Below are 17,753 nucleotides of genomic sequence, written 5' to 3'. Positions count from 1 at the left end.
GGCTGGAGCAAGGTTGCCGGCTCTCCCCCGCTGCCGCGCTGCCGCAAAATAATTCACGTTGCGCGCGCAGGCTTTTTCCTCCACCTTGTCATTTCAGCCCCACTCCAACGTCCTGATCGCAATATTTCTCACATCAGCGTGAGAATTGCTCGTTATGCGCGGACCGCCACTGCGCTTACGATCGACGATTATCAAACGCCTCCGTCTCCCGGAACTTGCCGTTTCATTGCAGCCTGAAACGTTTCGCCCGACTGCACTGCTACGATGCACAGGTGTCTCGACTCAACCGCGCGCGGCGCCACCTCGATGAATGCTAAAAACCTGCTCCAGTTGCTGATCCTCGCCGCCCTGTGGGGCGCCTCGTTCCTGTTTATCCGGGTTGGCGTCACCGACTTCGGCGTCGCGCCGTTGATGGCACTGCGCGTCGGCATCGGCGCGGCGTTTCTCGCGATCGTGCTGATCGCGCGACGTCCGCTGCGCCAGTCCGCGACGATCCTGCGCACGCGCGCCTTCCCGCTGCTAGTGGTCGGCATCCTGAATTCGGCGGCGCCTTTCTGCCTGTTCGCCTATGCCGAGTTGACGCTGTCGGCCGGCGTCACGTCCGTGATCAATGCGAGCACGCCGCTGTGGGGCGCGCTGGTCGGCTTTCTGTGGCTGCGCGACAGATTGAGCGCGCTGCGCACGCTCGGGCTGGTGATCGGCTTTCTCGGCGTGCTGATGCTGGTGTGGGATCAGATCGCCGCACCCGACGGCACGGCGGCCACGCCGCTCACCACCGCGCTAGCGGCCGGCGCCGCGCTCGGCGCCACGTTGCTGTACGGCATCGCCGCCAACTACACCAAGCGCCATCTGACCGGCGTCGACGCCCTGACCGTCGCCACCGGCACGATGACCGGCGCCACCATCGTGCTGCTGCCGCTCGCCGTGATCTACTGGCCGGCGGCGCCGATCTCGCTGCACGCGTGGGGCGCGGTGATCGCGCTCGGCGTCGCCTGTACCGGCGTCGCGTATATGCTGTTCTTCCATCTGATCGCGGTGGCCGGACCGGCGCGCGCGATTACGGTGACCTTCGTCATCCCGATCTTCGGCATTCTGTGGGGCGCGCTGTTTCTCGGCGAAAGCGTCTCGCCGGGCATGATTGAAGGCTGCGGCGTGATTCTGGTCGGCACCGCGCTCGCCACCGGCGTGGTCAGGCGTCTGCCGTGGATCGGCACGCGCCGCGCCGACACCTGAAATCCGCTTCATTTCGCGCGACGCTTTCACGGCGTCGCTGACTCTCATAACTCTCATCTTTCGCGCCGCCACACCTGGCCGCCCCGAATTCCGGCCGCACAAAAAATAGCCCGCACTCCACGTCGGAGTGCGGGCGAAACCGTCGCCCTACGAGGATAGGCGACGGGGCCACCGAGGCCGCGCAGCGCGCAGGCCGTCATCGGGCGAAGCATCGGTTCGTCGGCCGATGCTGGAATGGTCCGCTTTGGTTTCAGATCGTCGATCGAGACTCGTCGCCAACTCACACCGGGTCATGCAATCCGGCCCCATGAGTTTATAAAAGCAGCTTGTGTGCCAGTTATGTTAAATCGTTCGGAAGCAACGACAACCACTTGATTTTTATTGAGTTTTTCTGCCGATGAAGGTTGCGGAGAGAGGCGCTCAGGAAGGCCTGGATAGTTACGTCACCGGGGTAACGTCACGTTACGTGCAGCCGCACGAGGCGGCCGCAGCGGTGAGTCAAGTCAAAGCGTTGGCCACTTCGTGCGCTGAGCCGCGCCATGCCGAAGCTGCAGGCCGGTTGGCCGCCGCGATTCGCGCGGGTTCAAGGCTGCACCGCATACCAGTGCCAGGACGAGCAAGCTCGCCGCCCACATCCAGTAAGGAATCACGTCGAACATGGCCATCTCCCGTTGAACGCCGGTTTAGACCGGTGTTGATCGAACCAAGCATAAGACGTGCGCAGCCGTTTAAGGATCGCTTGTCGGCCATGCTTTGCCGGACTCTCGGGGCATAAAAAAACCCGCCCGGAGTCATTTCCGGACGGGTTTTAGACAGCGTTGCCGCCTGCGGCGGCCTTGCTCAGTGCAACTGGTCGGCCATCAGACTCATGATCTGCTGGGCCTGCGGGCTCTGGTCAACCGTGCCCTTGTCGTCGACCACGGCGACACGCGTCTGATTAGGCGTCACGGCGCGCACGTTCACCAGATACTGCTTGGCAACTTTTTCCTTCTTGCCGTGGAAAACCTGGCTCCAGAAGCCCTGTTCGGCCGACGTCATGTCCTTCGGATCGACGTAGCGCACGAAGTACAGGCCGCGGGTCAGATCGCGGTCGTCGACGGTGAAGTTGCTGCGGTCGAGCGCGAGGCCCACGCGCAACCAGGCGCGGTCGTACGGCTCGCCAAGGGTGAGTTCCGTCGACGAAAGCTGCGCTTCGTTGCCGTTCGCGTCCGCATTCGGCGACGGTTGCTGGGCGGACAGCGAAACGTTTTGCGCCGCCGTGGCCGCAGCCGCCGACTTGGCGCCCGCCGTGGCCGCGTTCGGCGCCGTTTGCGCGCCGGCCGACAGGTCGGCGTTTTGCGCGTCAGCCGGTTTCGAGCGCGAATCGGCCAGCGCCAGCGCCGCCATCAGCCGCTTCAGATATTCCTGTTCGAGGCCTGGATCGTTCGGCTTCGCCACCCACGTGCTCGAATCGTTGTTCGTGCCGGTCAGCGCCTCGCGCATGCCCTTCTGGCTGACGAACACGTAGGTGCCGCCGTTCGGCGCCGCTTCGAGACGCGTGCGGTACTTGTTGCGCTCCGAGGTCACATAGCTGTTGCCCATGGCTTTGGACAGCGTGCCACGGATCAGGCCGTCGTTGATCTGCGCGTGCGTTTCGTTCCAGTCGGTTTCCATCACGCCCTTGTCGCGCTGGTCGACCACCAGCAGGAAGCCCTGTTCCTGCCAGAAGCGGCGAATCTGCGGCCATGCCTGCTCAGGCGCCTTGTTGTCGATGACGAGCCAGCTTTCCGTGCCGTCGCGCTGGATATGCATGCCGCTGACCGCCGGCGCCACCACCACGGAATTGGCCGACGGCGCTTGCGCCTGAACCTGCTTGAGCGTGGACAACGAGGTTTCGCCGCCCTGCGGGGGCAACGAACGCTGATCGGCCGTCTCATCGATCATGTTCGGCGGTACGGCAAGTGATACCTGCTTCGATTTCGAGTCGCTCTTGTAGTCGACTTTGGTCGGCGACGACGTGCCGCAGCCGGCGACCAGACCGCCTGCCATCAGCATTACTGCAAACCGCTTGGTAAGACGAAGATCAGTCATGTTCGGGGAATCCTTCCGCTACGCCACGGCAAGTTTCCGTGGATCAACCCAACATTTTACCGATCCCGGCGAGTCGTGTGCAAAAACCCGGGTTTGCCCGCGAATTGAGCAGCGCGAGGCGCGCGCAAACGACGCGGAATCAACCCGCGAGAAGGACTCCGAAGGGTCCAAACTCTGTCGACCTTTCCCCGAGGCGCAAAGATCTCGTTTTCGCGCCTGAAACGGCCTCGCGCACGGCAAATTTAACAATTGCCCACATTTCCCAGCGCACTGTCAGATACACCCTACGCCATCGTCAGATCATTGATTCGACAGCACTTTCCGAGATCCTGTCGCGGTCAATTTCGATATATCTAAATTAGCTGGATGCCGCTTCCAGTAACGGCCCAAAAACCCGAGTGATATCTTGAAATGGACATCACCAGAAGCCTTTGAGTGCTTCAGCCACGGGACCGACCGCCATGCCATTGCCTACTCTTACGCCGGCTTTCGCAGCCTCGGCGATCGCTTTCGCCGCCTTGTTCGCGAGCCGCGGCGCGTGCGCCGAACTGGGCGGCGCCATGCCGTCCAGGGCGGATGCGAGCGCCAGCGCGCCGCGCGCCATGTTGAACGGGGCGCTGCGCGTGCGCACATTTACCGACGCCGGCAACACAACTATTACCGAGTACGCGGCGAACACCGGCCAGATCATCGGCTATGCGTGGCAAGGCCCAACCATGCCGGACTTGCGCGCGCTGCTCGGCAAGTACGCGGACTCGTATCGCGCCGGCGCCGCCGCGGCGGCAGCGGACGGCAATCTGCACGTCTCGCGCGTGGCGCGGCCGGACGTGATCGTGGAATCCGGCGGCCCGATGCGCGGTTACGCAGGCCGCGCATGGCTGCCGACGGCGCTGCCGCCCGGCGTGACAGCCGACGATTTCCGGTGATGCGCCCCCCGGCCACGCACACGGCATCCGCACTCCACCTCGACGAACACGCGCCACACCATGAAATCCGACCTGTCCTCTTATGCCCCGCTGCTGATCTGCGCCGCCCTCGCGGGATGCGGCGGCGGTGGCGGCGGCACACCGGCCGCCACGTCCTCGACCGGCCCGGCCGCACCGGGCAACAGCCCGGGCGCCGCCAGCGCGCCGGTAGCCGCCGCGCCGCCCGCCGCCCCGGGCGCGAGCCCTGGCGGCTCCGTGCCGCAGTCGAACACGCCGAACGTCCAGCCGATCGCCGTCTCCGCCGCGCCCGGTCTGACGCGCAATATGCTGACCACGAGCGTTACCGTCTGCCAGCCCGGCACCAGCAATTGCGTGACGGTCGACAATGTCCAGGTCGACACCGGTTCGCACGGACTCAGGATTCTCGCGTCTGCATTGCCGGCCGACCTGCCGCTCGCGGCAATCGCGTCGGGCAGCGGGATTGCGGGCGAATGCACCGTGTTCGGCGGCGGCTACACCTGGGGCGCGGTGCGCAGCGCGGACGTCCGCATGGCCGGCCAGTTGGCGGCCTCGATTCCGATCCAGACCATCGCCGATCCGGCGCTCCCCGACGTGCCCGCCGACTGCGCGGGATCCGGCCGCGCCATGCAGACGGTGGCTGGCCTGCGCTCGAACGGCATTCTCGGCGTGGGCCTGTTCGCGGCCGACTGCGGCAGCGGCTGCGTCAGCGCCGCGTTGCCGCGCTGGTACTACAGTTGCGACGCCGGCGGCGCCTGTCTCGCCAGCACGCAAGCCCTCGCGCTGCAGGTCACCAATCCGGTCAGCCGCTTTGCGCTCGACAACAACGGCCTGGTCATCGACCTGCCGGCCATCGCCGACGCCGGCGCGGCCAGCGTATCCGGTTCGATGATCTTCGGCATCGGCACACAGGCCAATAACGCGCTGAACGGCGCCAGCGTCCTCAAGGCGAATCCGGTGACGGGCTACGTCGTCACCACGAGCGGCGGGCAGACTTATTCGCAGAGCTATGTCGACAGCGGTTCGAATGGGCTGTTCTTCCGCACGAGCCAGTTCCCGCAGTGCGGCTTCTGGTACTGCCCGGCTTCGATAGAGGCCGCGAGCGCCGCGATCACCGGTACAGATGGCGCGTCGAACATGGTGTCGTTCGCGGTCGGCAATTCGAGCGCGCTGTTCGCCTCGTCGAACAACGCCTTCAACAATCTGGCCGGCGTGGCCAGCAGCGGCTTCGGCTGGGGCTTGCCGTTCTTCTTCGGACGACGTGTCTATACCGCCATCGCCTCGCGCGAGACATCGGCGGGCCCGGGGCCGTACTACGCATTCTGAACCGATGGCTTCTTTCGACGCTGAAATTTCGCAAACTCATCGGGCGAACCGTTTTGGGATCCATCGGCTGAGATAATTTCGTGCTCCGGCTAACCTGGTTCCGCTTAGTTAGTCATGCAAATTCTGGACGTCTCGGCAGATGGAAGAACCCACTTTTTCGCTCGATCATTTCGAGCAGCTCGTCTACACGCGGCAGCATCTGAAAGCCGCGATCCAGTTCATCGCCGCGCTGGCGCTCCTGCAGCAGAAGCGCGGCGAACTGGACGGCAGCTTTCGCGCCTCGGGCATGGCCGGTCTGCCGCCCGCCGAACAGCACAGGCGCTTCTGCACACGTCTCGCGAGCGCGGCGTCGACCCTGTTCGCGGACCCGACATTCCAGTTGCCGAACGAGTGCTTCAGATTGCTTCTGACATTGCACGAATGGGTCGGATTGGTGTTTGCCTGCACGCCATTCGGCAATGCGGACCACGTAAGCCGTCACCTGAATCCGCGTGGTCCGGATAACGCCCAGTTTCTGCCCGGCGACCGCTTCATCGAAAAACTCTGCGTGCTCTATTCGACCGAGTCCGAACTGGAACTCGACTTCGCCGCGCTGTGGGCCTATGACAAATCGCTTGCCGCCTGTCTCGCACTCGCTCTGCTGGCGCCGGTCTTCAAGGGCTCGGCGAACGCGCATATCAAACGCGAAGCGCTAATGGAATGGCTGCCCGGCAAACTGCAGCAGATCGACGACCTCGACGACCTGCCAACCGCCGTGCTGCACAACGCCTATATGTTCTGCAGCTACGCGGACACGCCGCGGCGGCACGAGATCAAGCGGGACATCAACGCGCTGGTGCGCCGCAAGCTGGACCAATTAGGACTGGCCGACATCCCCGCGGCACAACTGGCGCGCGCGAAAAACCGGCGGCAACGTGGCAAGAAACCGCTCATGGTGGTCGTGCTCGAGTGGTTCAGCGGCGCGCATTCGATCTACCGCACGCACTCGCTCACGCTCGAAGCCGCGCGCGAACATTTCGAAGTGGTGGCTTTCGGCTTCGGCTATGCGGTCGACGAGATTGGCCGCGCGGTGTTCGACCGTTTCATCGAACTGGAAGAGCCGGAATATATCGGCGAATGTCTGAAAACGATTCGCGATTTTGCCGAGGCGGAACAGCCCGACGTGCTCTATATGCCGAGCGTCGGCATGTTCGCGCTCACGGTGTTCATGTCGAACCTGCGCATCGCGCCGTTGCAGATCGCCGGCCTCGGGCACCCGGCCACCACGCACTCCGACAAGATCGACTACGTCAGCGTGGAGGAAGACTACGTCGGCGACCCCGCCTGTTTCAGCGAGCGTCTGATGAAGTTGCCGAAAGACGGCCAACCGTACCGGCCGTCGGTGGCGCTGCCGGAGATCGTCGCCGAGATTCCGCCGTCACGCGAGACGCTGGAGATCGTCATCACGGCCAGCGCAATGAAGCTCAATCCCGGCTTTCTCGAAGCGTGCCGTGAAATCGGCGAGCGCGCGGCGACGCCGGTCCAATTTCACTTCATGAGCGGCGTGCCGTTCGGTTTGCCGCTCGACCGCATGCGCGACGTCATTCGCCAGACGCTCCCGCACGCCGTCGTGCACAGCTTTCATGAATACGCGGGCTATCTGGCGCGCGTCAATCGCTCGGACCTGTTTCTCAGCCCGTTTCCGTTCGGCAATACCAACGGTATCGTCGACGCGCTCACGCTGGGTTTGCCCGGCATCTGCAAGCGCGGGCCGGAGGTGTTCGAGCGGATCGACGGCGCGCTGTTCGAGCGCGTGGGCATGCCGTCGTGGACCACCGCGGAGAGCGTCGAGGATTACGTCGCCGCCGCCGTGCGAATGATCGACGCCCACGACGAGCGCACGGCCCTGCGGCAGCGCCTGATCGATATGCGGGCGGTGGAACGGTGCTTTGAAGGACGTCCGCAGGCGTTCGGTGAATGCGTGCTGGAACGGGTGCGGGCGAAGCAACGCAAGCGAGACGAGGCGACGGCTTGAGTTTCGGCGCCGCGCGCTGTGCTACTCGGTGGCGCTGGTGGCCGGTGTCGCCAGACTGGCCGGCGCGAGCCAGTTGAATGCGCTCAGCGTCGGGCCGTTGAACGTGCACTCCGCGGCCGCCGGCGTGACGGTCTTCCGCGTCCTGGCGGATTTGAACCAGAACCCTCCGGATGCCGACGCATCTGATGCGCCCGATGCGCCTGTCGCACCTACAGCCACAGTCGACGCTGGGAGCGGCGCACTCGCCTCCCCGGGCGCGGACGCCGGGACCGCCGCCCGTTCGATCGATCCTTCGACCACCACGCGCGAGCCGTAGATACCGGCGGCGGCATGGGTGATCTTGAGCGTATCGGGCGACGTTTCCGCCAGCTTGCTTCGCATCAACTGTTCGCATGCGTCCGTGTTCTTGTAGACGGCCGTGCAGCCCGCCAGCAGCGCAGCGGCGGTCGTGACGCAGACGAGAGAGAGAATCCGAATCTTCATTGATGTTCCGTTTTTCAAGCCGTCGGCAATTGTAGCTTACGGCCTGCTTCAACGGCAGCGGCGTCGGGCGCCGGCGAGGCACGCCGATCCGCGCGATGGCACCGCGCTGCTACTGCTGATCCTGGTGGCCATCGGCGTCGCGGTGATCGCGCGGAGCGGTACGCTGCCAAACGTGGTCGGACTCCGACCCGTACCCGTATTCAGGCCACACGCGGCCCATCGCCCGAAAAAGCTCAATTGAACAAAACAGTCCGTGCGGGGATGCGCTGCTATCCAACGCGCGATGCGGCACGCCTGTCGTCCGCGGGCCGCTCAATTCGAGGGCATTGCCGGTTGCACGTAGGTGCGCACGCCGGCGAGCGGCGAACCATAACCGCCGGAATTGGTGTGATTCGGCAGGCCGTTCACCAATTGCGCGCGCGGGTCGGTCGGATTCAGGTTCATTTCCCCTGCCTGCTGGTTGCCGTGCGTCGGATATTCGCTGCCTCGCGCCGCGTTCGGCATCAAACGCGTGCTGTTTTGCGGCGCGTTCATGTCGTCCTGCGGGCTCAAACCCTGCGCGCCCGCCTGGGCGGCGATCGCGCACGCGGCCGCGCACAGTAAAACCCGCCCTACCTGCGACATCGTCGATATTCGTTTCATACCTGCCTCCGGCAAAATGAAATGAAGGGGATCAAGTCGCGCCCCGGCATACAACAGGCCTGCACGCGACGGCCAACGCTGACCACACCAGTTATACGCGCCACGCAGCGCTTCGGATTCGGCGACCTTCAGGACACGCCGCGGTCAACAGGAAAACCGGCCGGCACGGTCTTTTATTCCGGTTGCGGCGACCGCCACGCAAAACCCGGCGAACGCCTATCCTTATGCCGATTACCGATTTTGTTCCCGCGCGGTCGCGCCCGATAATGGACGTCATGAACCCACAACCCAATCTTCAGGCTAGCACGCTGCGCGCCACGCTTGCGATGCTCACAGCAACGTTGCTGCTGGCGGCCTGCGCCGGCCCGTCGGGCTCGACTTCGGCCTCGACTTCCGCATCGCCCAGTCCGGCGCTGCTCGATGCCGCGATTTCCGGACCCCAACGCAGCGACAAGGCCCGCGCCCGCGACATCTACCGCCATCCGAAGGAAACGCTGCAATTCTTCGAACTCGCGCCGTCGCAAAGCGTGCTGGAGATCGAGCCGGGCGGCGGCTGGTACACGGACATCCTCGCGCCGTATCTGCGCGAGCACGGCAAGCTCTACGAGGCGCAGTACGACGGCCCGCAGAGTGCGCCATCTGCGGAAACACAGGCCAATCGGGCCGCGTTCGCGCGCAAGTTGGCGGCCACGCCCGCCGTGTACGGCCATGTCGTGGTCGGCACGCTGCACGCCGGCCAGTTCAGCGGCTTTCCGGCCGATGCCAGCGTCGACGAGGTCCTGACCTTCCGCAACATCCATAACTGGATCAAAGACGGCCAGATCGACGCCAACCTGCGCGCGTTCTACGCGGCGCTCAAGCCGGGCGGTGTCCTCGGTGTCGAGGAACATCGCGCGGCGCCGGGCATCTCGCTGCAACAGACCATCGACACCGGCTATGTGACGGAAGACTACGTCATTGAACACGCGCGCGCGGCGGGCTTCGAACTGGCCGGCAAGAGCGAAGTGAACGCCAACCCGCGCGACACGAAAAACTACCCGAACGGCGTCTGGTCGCTGCCGCCGACCTTCGAAGGCGGCGACGTCGACCGGGCGAAATATGCGGCGATCGGCGAATCGGATCGCATGACCTTGCGCTTCGTGAAACCGGCGCACTAATCTCCGCCAGCCTCGATCCAAAAGGGAACGGCGCTTGACGCCGTCCCGATAATATGGTCCTATTGCGCACTATGTACCGCGCCCAGACCATCCTATCGCTACTACTAGCCCCCTCTACCGGGCTAGGTCTGCTGCTGCGCGCTTCCATCTGAAACACCCGAAGCACCGCAAAATTCCCCAGTAACTGACCCAGCCCCGGTTTTCGACCGGCGCCTCGTCATGTCTTTTCGTCGTCCGGTCGACTCCCAGCTACCTGGTCTCACCCACGGATGATGAAAATGTTGAAGAACCCCGCTACCAAATACCGCTCGTTCAAACCCGTCACCTTGACGGATCGCCAGTGGCCGTCGCGCACCATCACGCACCCGCCGATCTGGATGAGCACCGACCTGCGCGACGGCAATCAGTCGCTGTTCGAGCCGATGGACGCGCAGCGCAAGATGCGCATGTTCAAGACGTTGGTGCAGATCGGCTTCAAGGAAATCGAAGTCGCGTTTCCGTCCGCTTCGCAGACCGACTTCAATTTCGTGCGTGAACTGATCGAAGGCGGCCATATCCCCGACGACGTCACCATCGAGGTCTTGACGCAAGCGCGTGACGACCTGATCGAGCGCACCTTCGAATCCTTGCGTGGCGTGCCGCGCGCCATCGTCCACCTGTACAACGCGACCGCGCCGGAATTCCGCAAGATCGTCTTCAATCTGGACAAGAGCGGCGTGAAGGAACTGGCGCAAAACGCTGCGCGCACGATGAAGCGCATCGCCGCCACCATGCCGGAAACGCAGTTCACGTTCCAGTACAGCCCGGAAGTGTTCAGCGGCACGGAAATCGAATTCGCCAAGGAAGTCTGCGACGCCGTGTTCGATGTCTGGCAACCGACGCCGGAACACAAAGCCATCGTCAACTTGCCGGCCACCGTCGAAATGTCCACACCGAACATCTACGCGGACCAGATCGAGTGGATGCACCGCAATCTCGCGCGCCGCGATTCGCTGATCATCTCCGTGCATCCGCATAACGATCGCGGCACCGCCGTGGCCGCGGCTGAACTCGCCGTGATGGCCGGCGCGGATCGTATCGAAGGCTGTTTGTTCGGCAACGGCGAGCGCACCGGCAACGTAGACCTCGTCACGCTCGCATTGAACCTGTACACGCAGGGCGTCGACCCGGGCCTCGACTTCTCGAACATCAACGAAGTCGCGCGTACCGCGGAAGAATGCACACAGTTGCCGATCCATCCGCGTCACCCGTATGTCGGCGATCTGGTGTTCACGGCCTTCTCGGGCTCACATCAGGACGCGATCAAGAAGGGTTTCGCGGTGCAGAAGCCGGACGCGGTCTGGGAAGTACCCTACATGCCGATCGATCCGGCCGATCTCGGCCGCACTTATGATTCGGTGATTCGCGTGAATAGCCAGTCGGGCAAGGGCGGCATCGCGTATCTGCTCGAACAGGGCTACGGAGTCGTGTTGCCGCGCCGCCTGCAGGTGGACTTCAGCTCGGCCGTGCAGCGCTTCACCGACGACAGCGGCCAGGAAGTCACGTCCGCGCAGATCTGGGAATTGTTCCAGCAGGAATATGTGCAGAACACCGCGCCGATTCATTACGTGGGCCATAGCCTGTCCGAGCGCGAAGGACGCGAGCGCATCAAACTGACGGTCGACATCCACGGCACGCGGCGCGTGCTGACCGGCGAAGGCAATGGCCCGCTCGACGCGCTGATGCACGCGATCGGTGTGCCGGTACGGATTCAGCACTATGAAGAACGCGCGTTGACGCAAGGCGCGGATGCCCGCGCGGTGGCCGTCGCTGAAATGGCCGGCGCCGATGTGACCGGCAGCGCGTTCGGCGTCGGCATCGACGCCAACCTGGTGACGGCGTCGATTCGCGCGGTGATCAGCGGGGTGAATCGCGCTTATGCTCGTGTCAATACGCGGGCGCAGGAAAGCTTCTTTAACGCCGCGATGAACGATGCCGTGGAGAGCGTGGGCGTTTAAGGTTCGATGAGCGTGGCTGCGACTGCGTAGCGGTGTTGTTAGAAGGGGGCGTTCCGACGCCCCCTGTTGTTTGGGCTGCTGTCTTGGTGCGTCGCGATGCTGGTGCATCGCACAGTCATGCCGCTGCGGCTTGCGCCTGCCGCATGCCTGCCCTGCCGCGTTACCGCCGTCCGGCTCCGCCCGATTCAGTCCATTCATCCGGCAAACTATGCGTCAACGTCGAGACGAAACGCTCCGTTTCCGGCGCGCGCGGCTGCATGAAAATCTCGCGCGACGGCCCGGCCTCCACCACCACGCCGTTATTCAGAAACACCACGTCCCGCGCGATCGTCGCGGCGAGGCGCAAGTCGTGCGTGGCCATCAGCATGGTCATGCCTTCGGTGGCGAGCTGCTTGAGCACTTCCACCACTTCCGCCGCGAGGCCGGGATCGAGCGCCGAGGTCGGCTCATCGCATAACAGCACTTCCGGCGACGGCGCCAACGCCCGCGCAATCGCCACGCGCTGCTGCTGACCGCCCGACAGCGTGGAAGGCCATGCGTCCGCCTTCTGCGCGATGCCGACCTTTTCGAGCAACTCGTCCGCGCGAGCGCGTGCTTTGTCCTTGTCCCACTTCAGCACGGTCACCAAGCCTTCCATCACGTTCTGCCGCACCGTCAGATGCGGAAACAGCTGAAAGTTCTGGAACACCATGCCGGTGCGGCGGCGAATCGTCAACACCGCTTCGCGAGAAGGCCGCTGGTCGCGGCTGAATTCCAGCCGCTGGTCGCCGAGTTCGAGAGCCCCGGACTCTGGAATCTCGAGCAGATTCACGCAACGCAACAGCGTGCTCTTGCCGCTGCCCGACGGACCGATCAACGCGGTGACATTACCCGAGGCGAGTTGAAGATCGACCGAGTTGAGCACCCGCAGGCCGCCGAAATACTTGTCGATTTTTTCCAGCCGGATCATCAGTTGCCTGCCTGGAAAAGTGCGTGACGCCCGAATTTGCGTTCGAGCCTGACTTGCGCCGACGACAACACCGAACTGAACACCAGATAAACCAGTGCCGCTTCCGTGTACAGAATCAGCGGCTCATAAGTCACCGACGCAATACGCTGCGCCGCCTGAAACACCTCGGGCACGGTCAGCACCGCGGCGAGCGAAGTGTCCTTCACCAGCGCGATAAACGAATTGGACAACGGCGGCAACGCAACGCGCGCAGCTTGCGGCAGGATCGCGCGGCGCAAGGCCTGCTCGCGGGTCATCCCCATCGAATACGCCGCTTCCCACTGCCCTTTCGGAATCGACTCGATCACGCCGCGTATCACTTCGGAGTTGTACGCGCCGACATTCAGCGAAAAGCCGATGATCGCCGCCGTCAGAGGATCAAGCACGATGCCCACGTTCGGCAAACCGTAGAAAATCACGAACAGTTGCACGAGCAAGGGCGAGCCGCGAAACAGCCATACGTAAAAGCGCACGATCGCGATGGCCCACCTGGGCCCGAACAACCGCACCAGCGCGACGAGAAACGCCAGCGCGAGCCCGATCGCGAACGAGATAAGCGTGAGCGGCACGGTAAACACGAGCCCCGCAAACAGCAGGGGCCACAGCGACTGCGCCATCAGATGCAACCATGCCGGCATGATTCAGACTCGCTGAAGGCGTTTACTGGGAGACGTCTTTGCCGAAATACTTCTGCGAGATTTTCAGGTACGTGCCGTCTTTCTTCATGTCGGCGAGCGCCTTGTTGATCGCGGCCTGCAAATCGGGGCTGCCCTTCCTGATCAGCACAGCGGATTTGTCGCTGCTATCGGGCGACGTATCGAGCGCGGCGATCTTCACCTTCGCGTCCGGCTTGTGCTTCTTGAAGTCGAGAAACGACAGCGAGTCGTTGACGGTGGCATCGACACGGCCCGAGGTCAGCAGATCGATCGACTCATTAAAGCCCTGCACGGGGATCACTTCCGCGCCGTGCGCGGCCGCGATCTTGCCGAAGTTGCTGGTCAGCGTGTTGGCCGACTTCTTGCCCTTCAGGTCGTCGAAGTTCTTGATCGTGGTGTTGTTCGACGCCACGATCAGCGCCGCGTGCGACGTGATGTACGGATCGGAGAAATCGTATTTGGCCTTGCGCGCATCGGTCACGGCCACTTCGTTGATCACCGCGTCGTAACGGTTCACATCGAGGCCGGCAATCAGACCGTCCCATTTGCCTTCGACGAATTGCGGCTTGACGCCGAGACGCTTCGCGATCTCCGTGCCGATCTCGACGTCGAAGCCGGTCAGCTTGCCCGATTCGTCGTGGTACGTGAACGGCGCATAGGTGCCTTCGGTGCCGATCTTGAACACGCCGGCGGATTTGATCTGCGCGAGTTCATCGGCGGCGAATGCGGAAGTCACGGCCACGGCCTGGAACAACGCGATCAGCAGAATGGAACGAATCGATTTCATCAGGCGGCTCCGTCAAATGTGCCACGTGGGTGGCTGAGTCTTGTGTTGGACAGTCCCCGCCGGCGCATGCGCCTTGCAGAGTGGGCGGACTGTAGCAAACGGTCTGCGTTTTTACAAAGGATCAGGTTTTCGATCGATATGCGCTTGCGTGCTAAGCGAACAGCCAAGGCCTCTGGTATGACGCGGATTCCAACTCTACAGCAGATAGGACAGACGCGGGATGCATCGCAACACGGAACCTATGTTGCGCGCCATCGGGGAAAACGCGAGAGCGGTGCGGCCGCGGCGAACGCACGGCATAAAAAAGAGCGGCGCCGCGTTTGAATGCGGCGCCGCCCGCTGGCGGATTGCGAACAGCTTACCGCTCCACCGGATGCGGTTCCTTGCGCTTGTTGGCGACGCGGATCGCGTCGAAGTAGGCACCGTTCGGCGGACGCTTCAGATAGCGGCCGGCGCCGCGCTCCGCCCGCAACTCGCCGTCGGTCCAGGCGAGCGCGCCGCGAGTGAGCGTGTGCATCGCCACGCCTTGCACCGTCATGCCTTCGAACACGTTGAAGTCGACCTTCTGATGATGCGTCTTCACCGAAATCGTTTTGCTCGCGTTCGGGTCCCACACCACGAGGTCCGCATCCGCACCGACCCGCACCGCGCCCTTGCGCGGATACAGGTTGAAGATCTGCGCGGCATTGGTCGACGTAATGCGCACGAACTCGTTCGGCGTGAGACGCCCCGAGTTCACGCCGTGATGCCAGAGCACCGCCATGCGATCTTCCACACCGCCGCAGCCGTTCGGGATCTTCGTGAAGTCGTCGCGGCCCATGGCTTTCTGCGACGCGCAGAATACGCAGTGATCGGTTGCCGTGGTGTGCAGCTGGCCGGCTTGCAAACCCCGCCACAATGCCTCACGATGCTCGGCCGAGCGGAACGGCGGGCTCATCACGTGGGCCGCCGCGCGGGTCCAGTCGGGATCGCGATACACCGCTTCGTCGATCACCAGATGGCCCGGCAATACCTCGCCGAACACGCGCAGACCTTCGCTGCGGGCGCGGGCGATCGCATCGACCGCATCTTTCGAGGACACGTGCACGATATACACCGGCACCCCCAGCACCTGCGCGATCCGGATCGCACGATTGGCGGCCTCGCCCTCCACTTCCGGCGGCCGCGACAACGGATGCGCCTCCGGACCGGTAAAGCCTTTCGCCAGCAACTGACGCTGCAATTGAAACACCAGCTCGCCGTTTTCCGCATGCACGGTCGGCAGCGCACCGAGTTCGAGTGAGCGCGAGAAGCTGTTCACCAGCACTTCGTCGTCGGCCATGATGGCGTTTTTGTAGGCCATGAAGTGCTTGAAGCTCGACACGCCGTGTTCGTGCACCAGCGTGCCCATGTCGCGATAGACCGAATCGTCCCACCATGTCACCGCGACGTGAAAGCCGTAGTCCGCCGACGCCTTCTCGGCCCAGCCGCGCCACTCCTTGAACGCGTCCATCAGCGGCTGCTTCGGGCTCGGAATCACGAAGTCGATGATGCTCGTGGTGCCGCCCGATAAACCCGCCGCCGTGCCCGTATAGAAGTCGTCGCTCGCCGTGGTGCCCATGAACGGCAATTCCATGTGCGTGTGCGGATCGATGCCGCCGGGCATCACGTATTGACCGCCCGCATCGACGATTGCGGCGCCGGCGGGCGCCTCCAGGTCCGCTCCGATCTGCAGGATCGTGCCGCCGTCCTGCGGGTCCGCACACAACACGTCCGCACGATACGTGTTCTCCGCGTCGATAATCGTGCCGCCGCGAATCAGGGTCGTCATGTTGCCGCCTCCTTATGAACTGCTGGTTTCGGTGCTACGTAATCGCTGGCACTCGTGGGCCGGCTTTATGCGCTCGCCACGCGCGCACTCGGTCCTTTGCTCAACTTCATCCACGCGCTATATACGATCGACGCCAACGCGAGTCCGACAAACCACGCGTACGTATAAAGCGTATTGAAGATCGCCGGCACGTTCGGGAACGAGGCCGGAAACGCGGTATGCAAGAAGCCCGGCAGATTCGGCAGCACGCCGATCACGAGCGCGACGACCGCGCCGATATTCCAGCCACCGGTGTAGCTGTATTCGCCGTGTTCGTCGAACAACTCACGCGTGTCGAGCCGTGTACCGCGGATCAGGAAATAGTCGACCATCAGAATACCCGCCACCGGACCGAGCAGCGCCGAGTAGCCGACGAGCCACGTAAAGATATAACCCTGCGTGGTGGCGAGAATCTTCCAAGGCATCATCACGATCGCGATGGTCGCGGTGATCATGCCGCCCACGCGATACGAAATGCCCTTGGGCCACAGGCTCGAAAAATCGTAAGCCGGGCCGACAAGATTCGCGGCAAGATTGCAGCACATAGTGTCGAGCGTCAGGATGATCAGAGCGACGCCCACGCCGATGCCGGTCATACGGCTCGTCAGATCGATCGGATCCCAGATCGCCTTGCCGTAGATCACCACCGTCGCCGACGTAACAACCACCGAGATCACCGAGAGCAAGGCCATCGGCACCGGCAAGCCGACCGACTGGCCGATGATCTGATCGCGCTGCGTTCTGGCAAAGCGCGTGAAGTCGGGGATATTGAGCGCGAGCGTGGCCCAGAAGCCGACCATGGCCGTGAGGCCGGGCCAGAACGTGGCCCAGAAGAGGCCTTCTTTCTTGCCGCCCGCCACGAATTGCGACGGCGCCGACAGCATCGAGCCGAGACCGCCCGCTTTCGATGTCGCCCACCACACCAGTGCAATGCACATCACGATCTTGATCGGCGCGGACCAGCTTTCGAGCCAGCGGATCGAATCCGTGCCGTGCACGATGAAGTAGATCTGCAGCGCCCAGAACACCAGGAAGCACGCCAGTTGCGCGAGCGAGATGTCGAGAAACGGCAAGGCCGCGCCGTGCAGCGCGTTGCCGGTGAGAATGTTCAGCAGCGTATAGATCGCGCTGCCGCCGAGCCACGTCTGAATCCCGTACCAGCCGCATGCCACAATGGCGCGCAGCATTGCCGGCAGTTTGGCGCCCTGCGTGCCGAACGAGGAGCGCACCAGCACCGCGTACGGAATGCCGTGCTTCGCGCCCGCGTGGCCGATCAGGAGCATCGGCACCAGTACGATCAGGTTGCCGAGCAGCACGGTCGCCACCGCTTGCCACGGCGACATGCCCTCTTCCGTCAAGCCGGCGGCCAGCATGTACGACGCGATGTTCATCACCATGCCCACCCACAGCGCGGCGAAGTGATACCACTTCCACGTGCGCTGAGCGACGCCGGTCGGCGCGAGGTCGTCGTTGTAAAGACTGCTGCCCTGCACGCCGGCCGCGAACTGCGGGTCGGCGGGTTGCGCTGTCTGCTTCATCTAGAGCTCTCCACTCGATCGTTGAGACCCGCGCGGCTTCTGTCGGCGCGTCGAGCCTTTTGGGGAATG

General features: G+C 63.6%; 15 protein-coding genes. 6 read left to right on the top strand and 9 right to left on the bottom strand.

Annotation, left to right across the window (positions count from 1 at the left end; genetic code table 11):
• Nucleotides 1-306: 306 nt before the first annotated feature.
• Nucleotides 307-1,233 carry a DMT family transporter gene (locus B0G71_RS04510; protein WP_116140019.1) on the top strand — a complete coding sequence of 309 codons (927 nt, stop codon included), beginning with the start codon at nucleotides 307-309 and terminating at the stop codon, nucleotides 1,231-1,233.
• 503 nt (nucleotides 1,234-1,736) lie between these two features.
• Here the strand turns inward: B0G71_RS04510 and B0G71_RS41230 are convergent.
• Nucleotides 1,737-1,892 carry a hypothetical protein gene (locus tag B0G71_RS41230; RefSeq protein WP_181916710.1) on the bottom strand — a complete coding sequence of 52 codons (156 nt, stop codon included), beginning with the start codon at nucleotides 1,890-1,892 and terminating at the stop codon, nucleotides 1,737-1,739.
• Nucleotides 1,893-2,073: 181 nt separating this feature from the next.
• Nucleotides 2,074-3,303: an outer membrane protein assembly factor BamC gene (gene bamC, locus B0G71_RS04505; RefSeq protein WP_116117762.1), complete on the bottom strand. Its 1,230-nt coding sequence runs from the start codon at nucleotides 3,301-3,303 to the stop codon at nucleotides 2,074-2,076.
• A gap of 461 nt (nucleotides 3,304-3,764) precedes the next feature.
• Between bamC and B0G71_RS04500 the strand changes: the two genes are divergently transcribed.
• From B0G71_RS04500 to B0G71_RS04490, 3 genes are all read left to right on the top strand, one after another.
• Nucleotides 3,765-4,229, top strand: a complete 465-nt coding sequence (locus B0G71_RS04500; RefSeq protein WP_116140017.1) for a DUF2844 domain-containing protein — start codon at nucleotides 3,765-3,767, stop codon at nucleotides 4,227-4,229.
• Nucleotides 4,230-4,289: 60 nt separating this feature from the next.
• Nucleotides 4,290-5,573: a DUF3443 domain-containing protein gene (locus tag B0G71_RS04495; RefSeq protein ID WP_116140016.1), complete on the top strand. Its 1,284-nt coding sequence runs from the start codon at nucleotides 4,290-4,292 to the stop codon at nucleotides 5,571-5,573.
• A 139-nt stretch (nucleotides 5,574-5,712) separates the two neighbouring features.
• A complete protein-coding gene (locus B0G71_RS04490) occupies nucleotides 5,713-7,587 on the top strand; it encodes a glycosyl transferase family 1 (protein ID WP_116140014.1) in 1,875 nt (624 codons plus the stop codon).
• Between the two features lie 21 nt (nucleotides 7,588-7,608).
• Here the strand turns inward: B0G71_RS04490 and B0G71_RS04485 are convergent, their stop codons facing one another.
• The gene (locus B0G71_RS04485; protein WP_116140012.1) at nucleotides 7,609-8,070 is read right to left on the bottom strand and encodes a hypothetical protein; all 462 of its coding nucleotides are present in this window, start codon (nucleotides 8,068-8,070) and stop codon (nucleotides 7,609-7,611) included.
• 312 nt (nucleotides 8,071-8,382) lie between these two features.
• On the bottom strand, nucleotides 8,383-8,712 hold the full coding sequence (locus B0G71_RS04480) for a hypothetical protein (RefSeq protein WP_116140010.1): 330 nt from the start codon (nucleotides 8,710-8,712) through the stop codon (nucleotides 8,383-8,385).
• 266 nt (nucleotides 8,713-8,978) lie between these two features.
• Here B0G71_RS04480 and B0G71_RS04475 point away from each other — a divergent pair, with 266 nt between their 5' ends.
• Nucleotides 8,979-9,869: a class I SAM-dependent methyltransferase gene (locus tag B0G71_RS04475; protein WP_116140008.1), complete on the top strand. Its 891-nt coding sequence runs from the start codon at nucleotides 8,979-8,981 to the stop codon at nucleotides 9,867-9,869.
• A 278-nt stretch (nucleotides 9,870-10,147) separates the two neighbouring features.
• Nucleotides 10,148-11,866, top strand: coding sequence for a 2-isopropylmalate synthase (leuA, locus tag B0G71_RS04470; protein WP_116140006.1), 1,719 nt, complete (start codon nucleotides 10,148-10,150; stop codon nucleotides 11,864-11,866).
• A gap of 160 nt (nucleotides 11,867-12,026) precedes the next feature.
• Here leuA and B0G71_RS04465 read toward each other — a convergent pair whose 3' ends face one another.
• The 5 genes from B0G71_RS04465 to B0G71_RS04445 form a co-directional block, all read right to left on the bottom strand.
• Complete coding sequence (locus B0G71_RS04465; protein WP_116140004.1) at nucleotides 12,027-12,815, bottom strand: amino acid ABC transporter ATP-binding protein; 789 nt, start codon at nucleotides 12,813-12,815, stop codon at nucleotides 12,027-12,029.
• Nucleotides 12,815-13,492, bottom strand: a complete 678-nt coding sequence (locus B0G71_RS04460) for an amino acid ABC transporter permease (RefSeq protein ID WP_116140002.1) — start codon at nucleotides 13,490-13,492, stop codon at nucleotides 12,815-12,817. Before B0G71_RS04460 ends, B0G71_RS04465 begins: the two co-directional genes overlap by 1 nt.
• A gap of 22 nt (nucleotides 13,493-13,514) precedes the next feature.
• A complete protein-coding gene (locus B0G71_RS04455; RefSeq protein ID WP_116140000.1) occupies nucleotides 13,515-14,297 on the bottom strand; it encodes an amino acid ABC transporter substrate-binding protein in 783 nt (260 codons plus the stop codon).
• A 358-nt stretch (nucleotides 14,298-14,655) separates the two neighbouring features.
• Nucleotides 14,656-16,107, bottom strand: a complete 1,452-nt coding sequence (hydA, locus tag B0G71_RS04450; RefSeq protein WP_116117772.1) for a dihydropyrimidinase — start codon at nucleotides 16,105-16,107, stop codon at nucleotides 14,656-14,658.
• Between the two features lie 65 nt (nucleotides 16,108-16,172).
• On the bottom strand, nucleotides 16,173-17,684 hold the full coding sequence (locus B0G71_RS04445) for an NCS1 family nucleobase:cation symporter-1 (protein WP_116139998.1): 1,512 nt from the start codon (nucleotides 17,682-17,684) through the stop codon (nucleotides 16,173-16,175).
• Between the last annotated feature and the right edge of the window lie 69 nt (nucleotides 17,685-17,753).

It is taken from the genome of Paraburkholderia sp. BL27I4N3 (assembly GCF_003386115.1).
Taxonomy (GTDB): domain Bacteria; phylum Pseudomonadota; class Gammaproteobacteria; order Burkholderiales; family Burkholderiaceae; genus Paraburkholderia.
The sequence above is the reverse complement of the archived record's forward strand: the minus strand, read 5'-3'. Positions and strand labels throughout refer to the sequence as shown.

Excerpts from the sequence above, each read along its gene's own strand:
- B0G71_RS04510 (WP_116140019.1), top strand. The coding sequence starts at position 307 with ATGAATGCTAAAAACCTGCTCCAGTTGCTGATCCTCGCCGCCCTGTGG.
- B0G71_RS41230 (WP_181916710.1), bottom strand. The coding sequence starts at position 1,892 with ATGTTCGACGTGATTCCTTACTGGATGTGGGCGGCGAGCTTGCTCGTC.
- bamC (WP_116117762.1), bottom strand. The coding sequence starts at position 3,303 with ATGACTGATCTTCGTCTTACCAAGCGGTTTGCAGTAATGCTGATGGCA.
- B0G71_RS04500 (WP_116140017.1), top strand. The coding sequence starts at position 3,765 with ATGCCATTGCCTACTCTTACGCCGGCTTTCGCAGCCTCGGCGATCGCT.
- B0G71_RS04495 (WP_116140016.1), top strand. The coding sequence starts at position 4,290 with ATGAAATCCGACCTGTCCTCTTATGCCCCGCTGCTGATCTGCGCCGCC.
- B0G71_RS04490 (WP_116140014.1), top strand. The coding sequence starts at position 5,713 with ATGGAAGAACCCACTTTTTCGCTCGATCATTTCGAGCAGCTCGTCTAC.
- B0G71_RS04485 (WP_116140012.1), bottom strand. The coding sequence starts at position 8,070 with ATGAAGATTCGGATTCTCTCTCTCGTCTGCGTCACGACCGCCGCTGCG.
- B0G71_RS04480 (WP_116140010.1), bottom strand. The coding sequence starts at position 8,712 with ATGAAACGAATATCGACGATGTCGCAGGTAGGGCGGGTTTTACTGTGC.
- B0G71_RS04475 (WP_116140008.1), top strand. The coding sequence starts at position 8,979 with ATGGACGTCATGAACCCACAACCCAATCTTCAGGCTAGCACGCTGCGC.
- leuA (WP_116140006.1), top strand. The coding sequence starts at position 10,148 with ATGTTGAAGAACCCCGCTACCAAATACCGCTCGTTCAAACCCGTCACC.
- B0G71_RS04465 (WP_116140004.1), bottom strand. The coding sequence starts at position 12,815 with ATGATCCGGCTGGAAAAAATCGACAAGTATTTCGGCGGCCTGCGGGTG.
- B0G71_RS04460 (WP_116140002.1), bottom strand. The coding sequence starts at position 13,492 with ATGCCGGCATGGTTGCATCTGATGGCGCAGTCGCTGTGGCCCCTGCTG.
- B0G71_RS04455 (WP_116140000.1), bottom strand. The coding sequence starts at position 14,297 with ATGAAATCGATTCGTTCCATTCTGCTGATCGCGTTGTTCCAGGCCGTG.
- hydA (WP_116117772.1), bottom strand. The coding sequence starts at position 16,107 with ATGACGACCCTGATTCGCGGCGGCACGATTATCGACGCGGAGAACACG.
- B0G71_RS04445 (WP_116139998.1), bottom strand. The coding sequence starts at position 17,684 with ATGAAGCAGACAGCGCAACCCGCCGACCCGCAGTTCGCGGCCGGCGTG.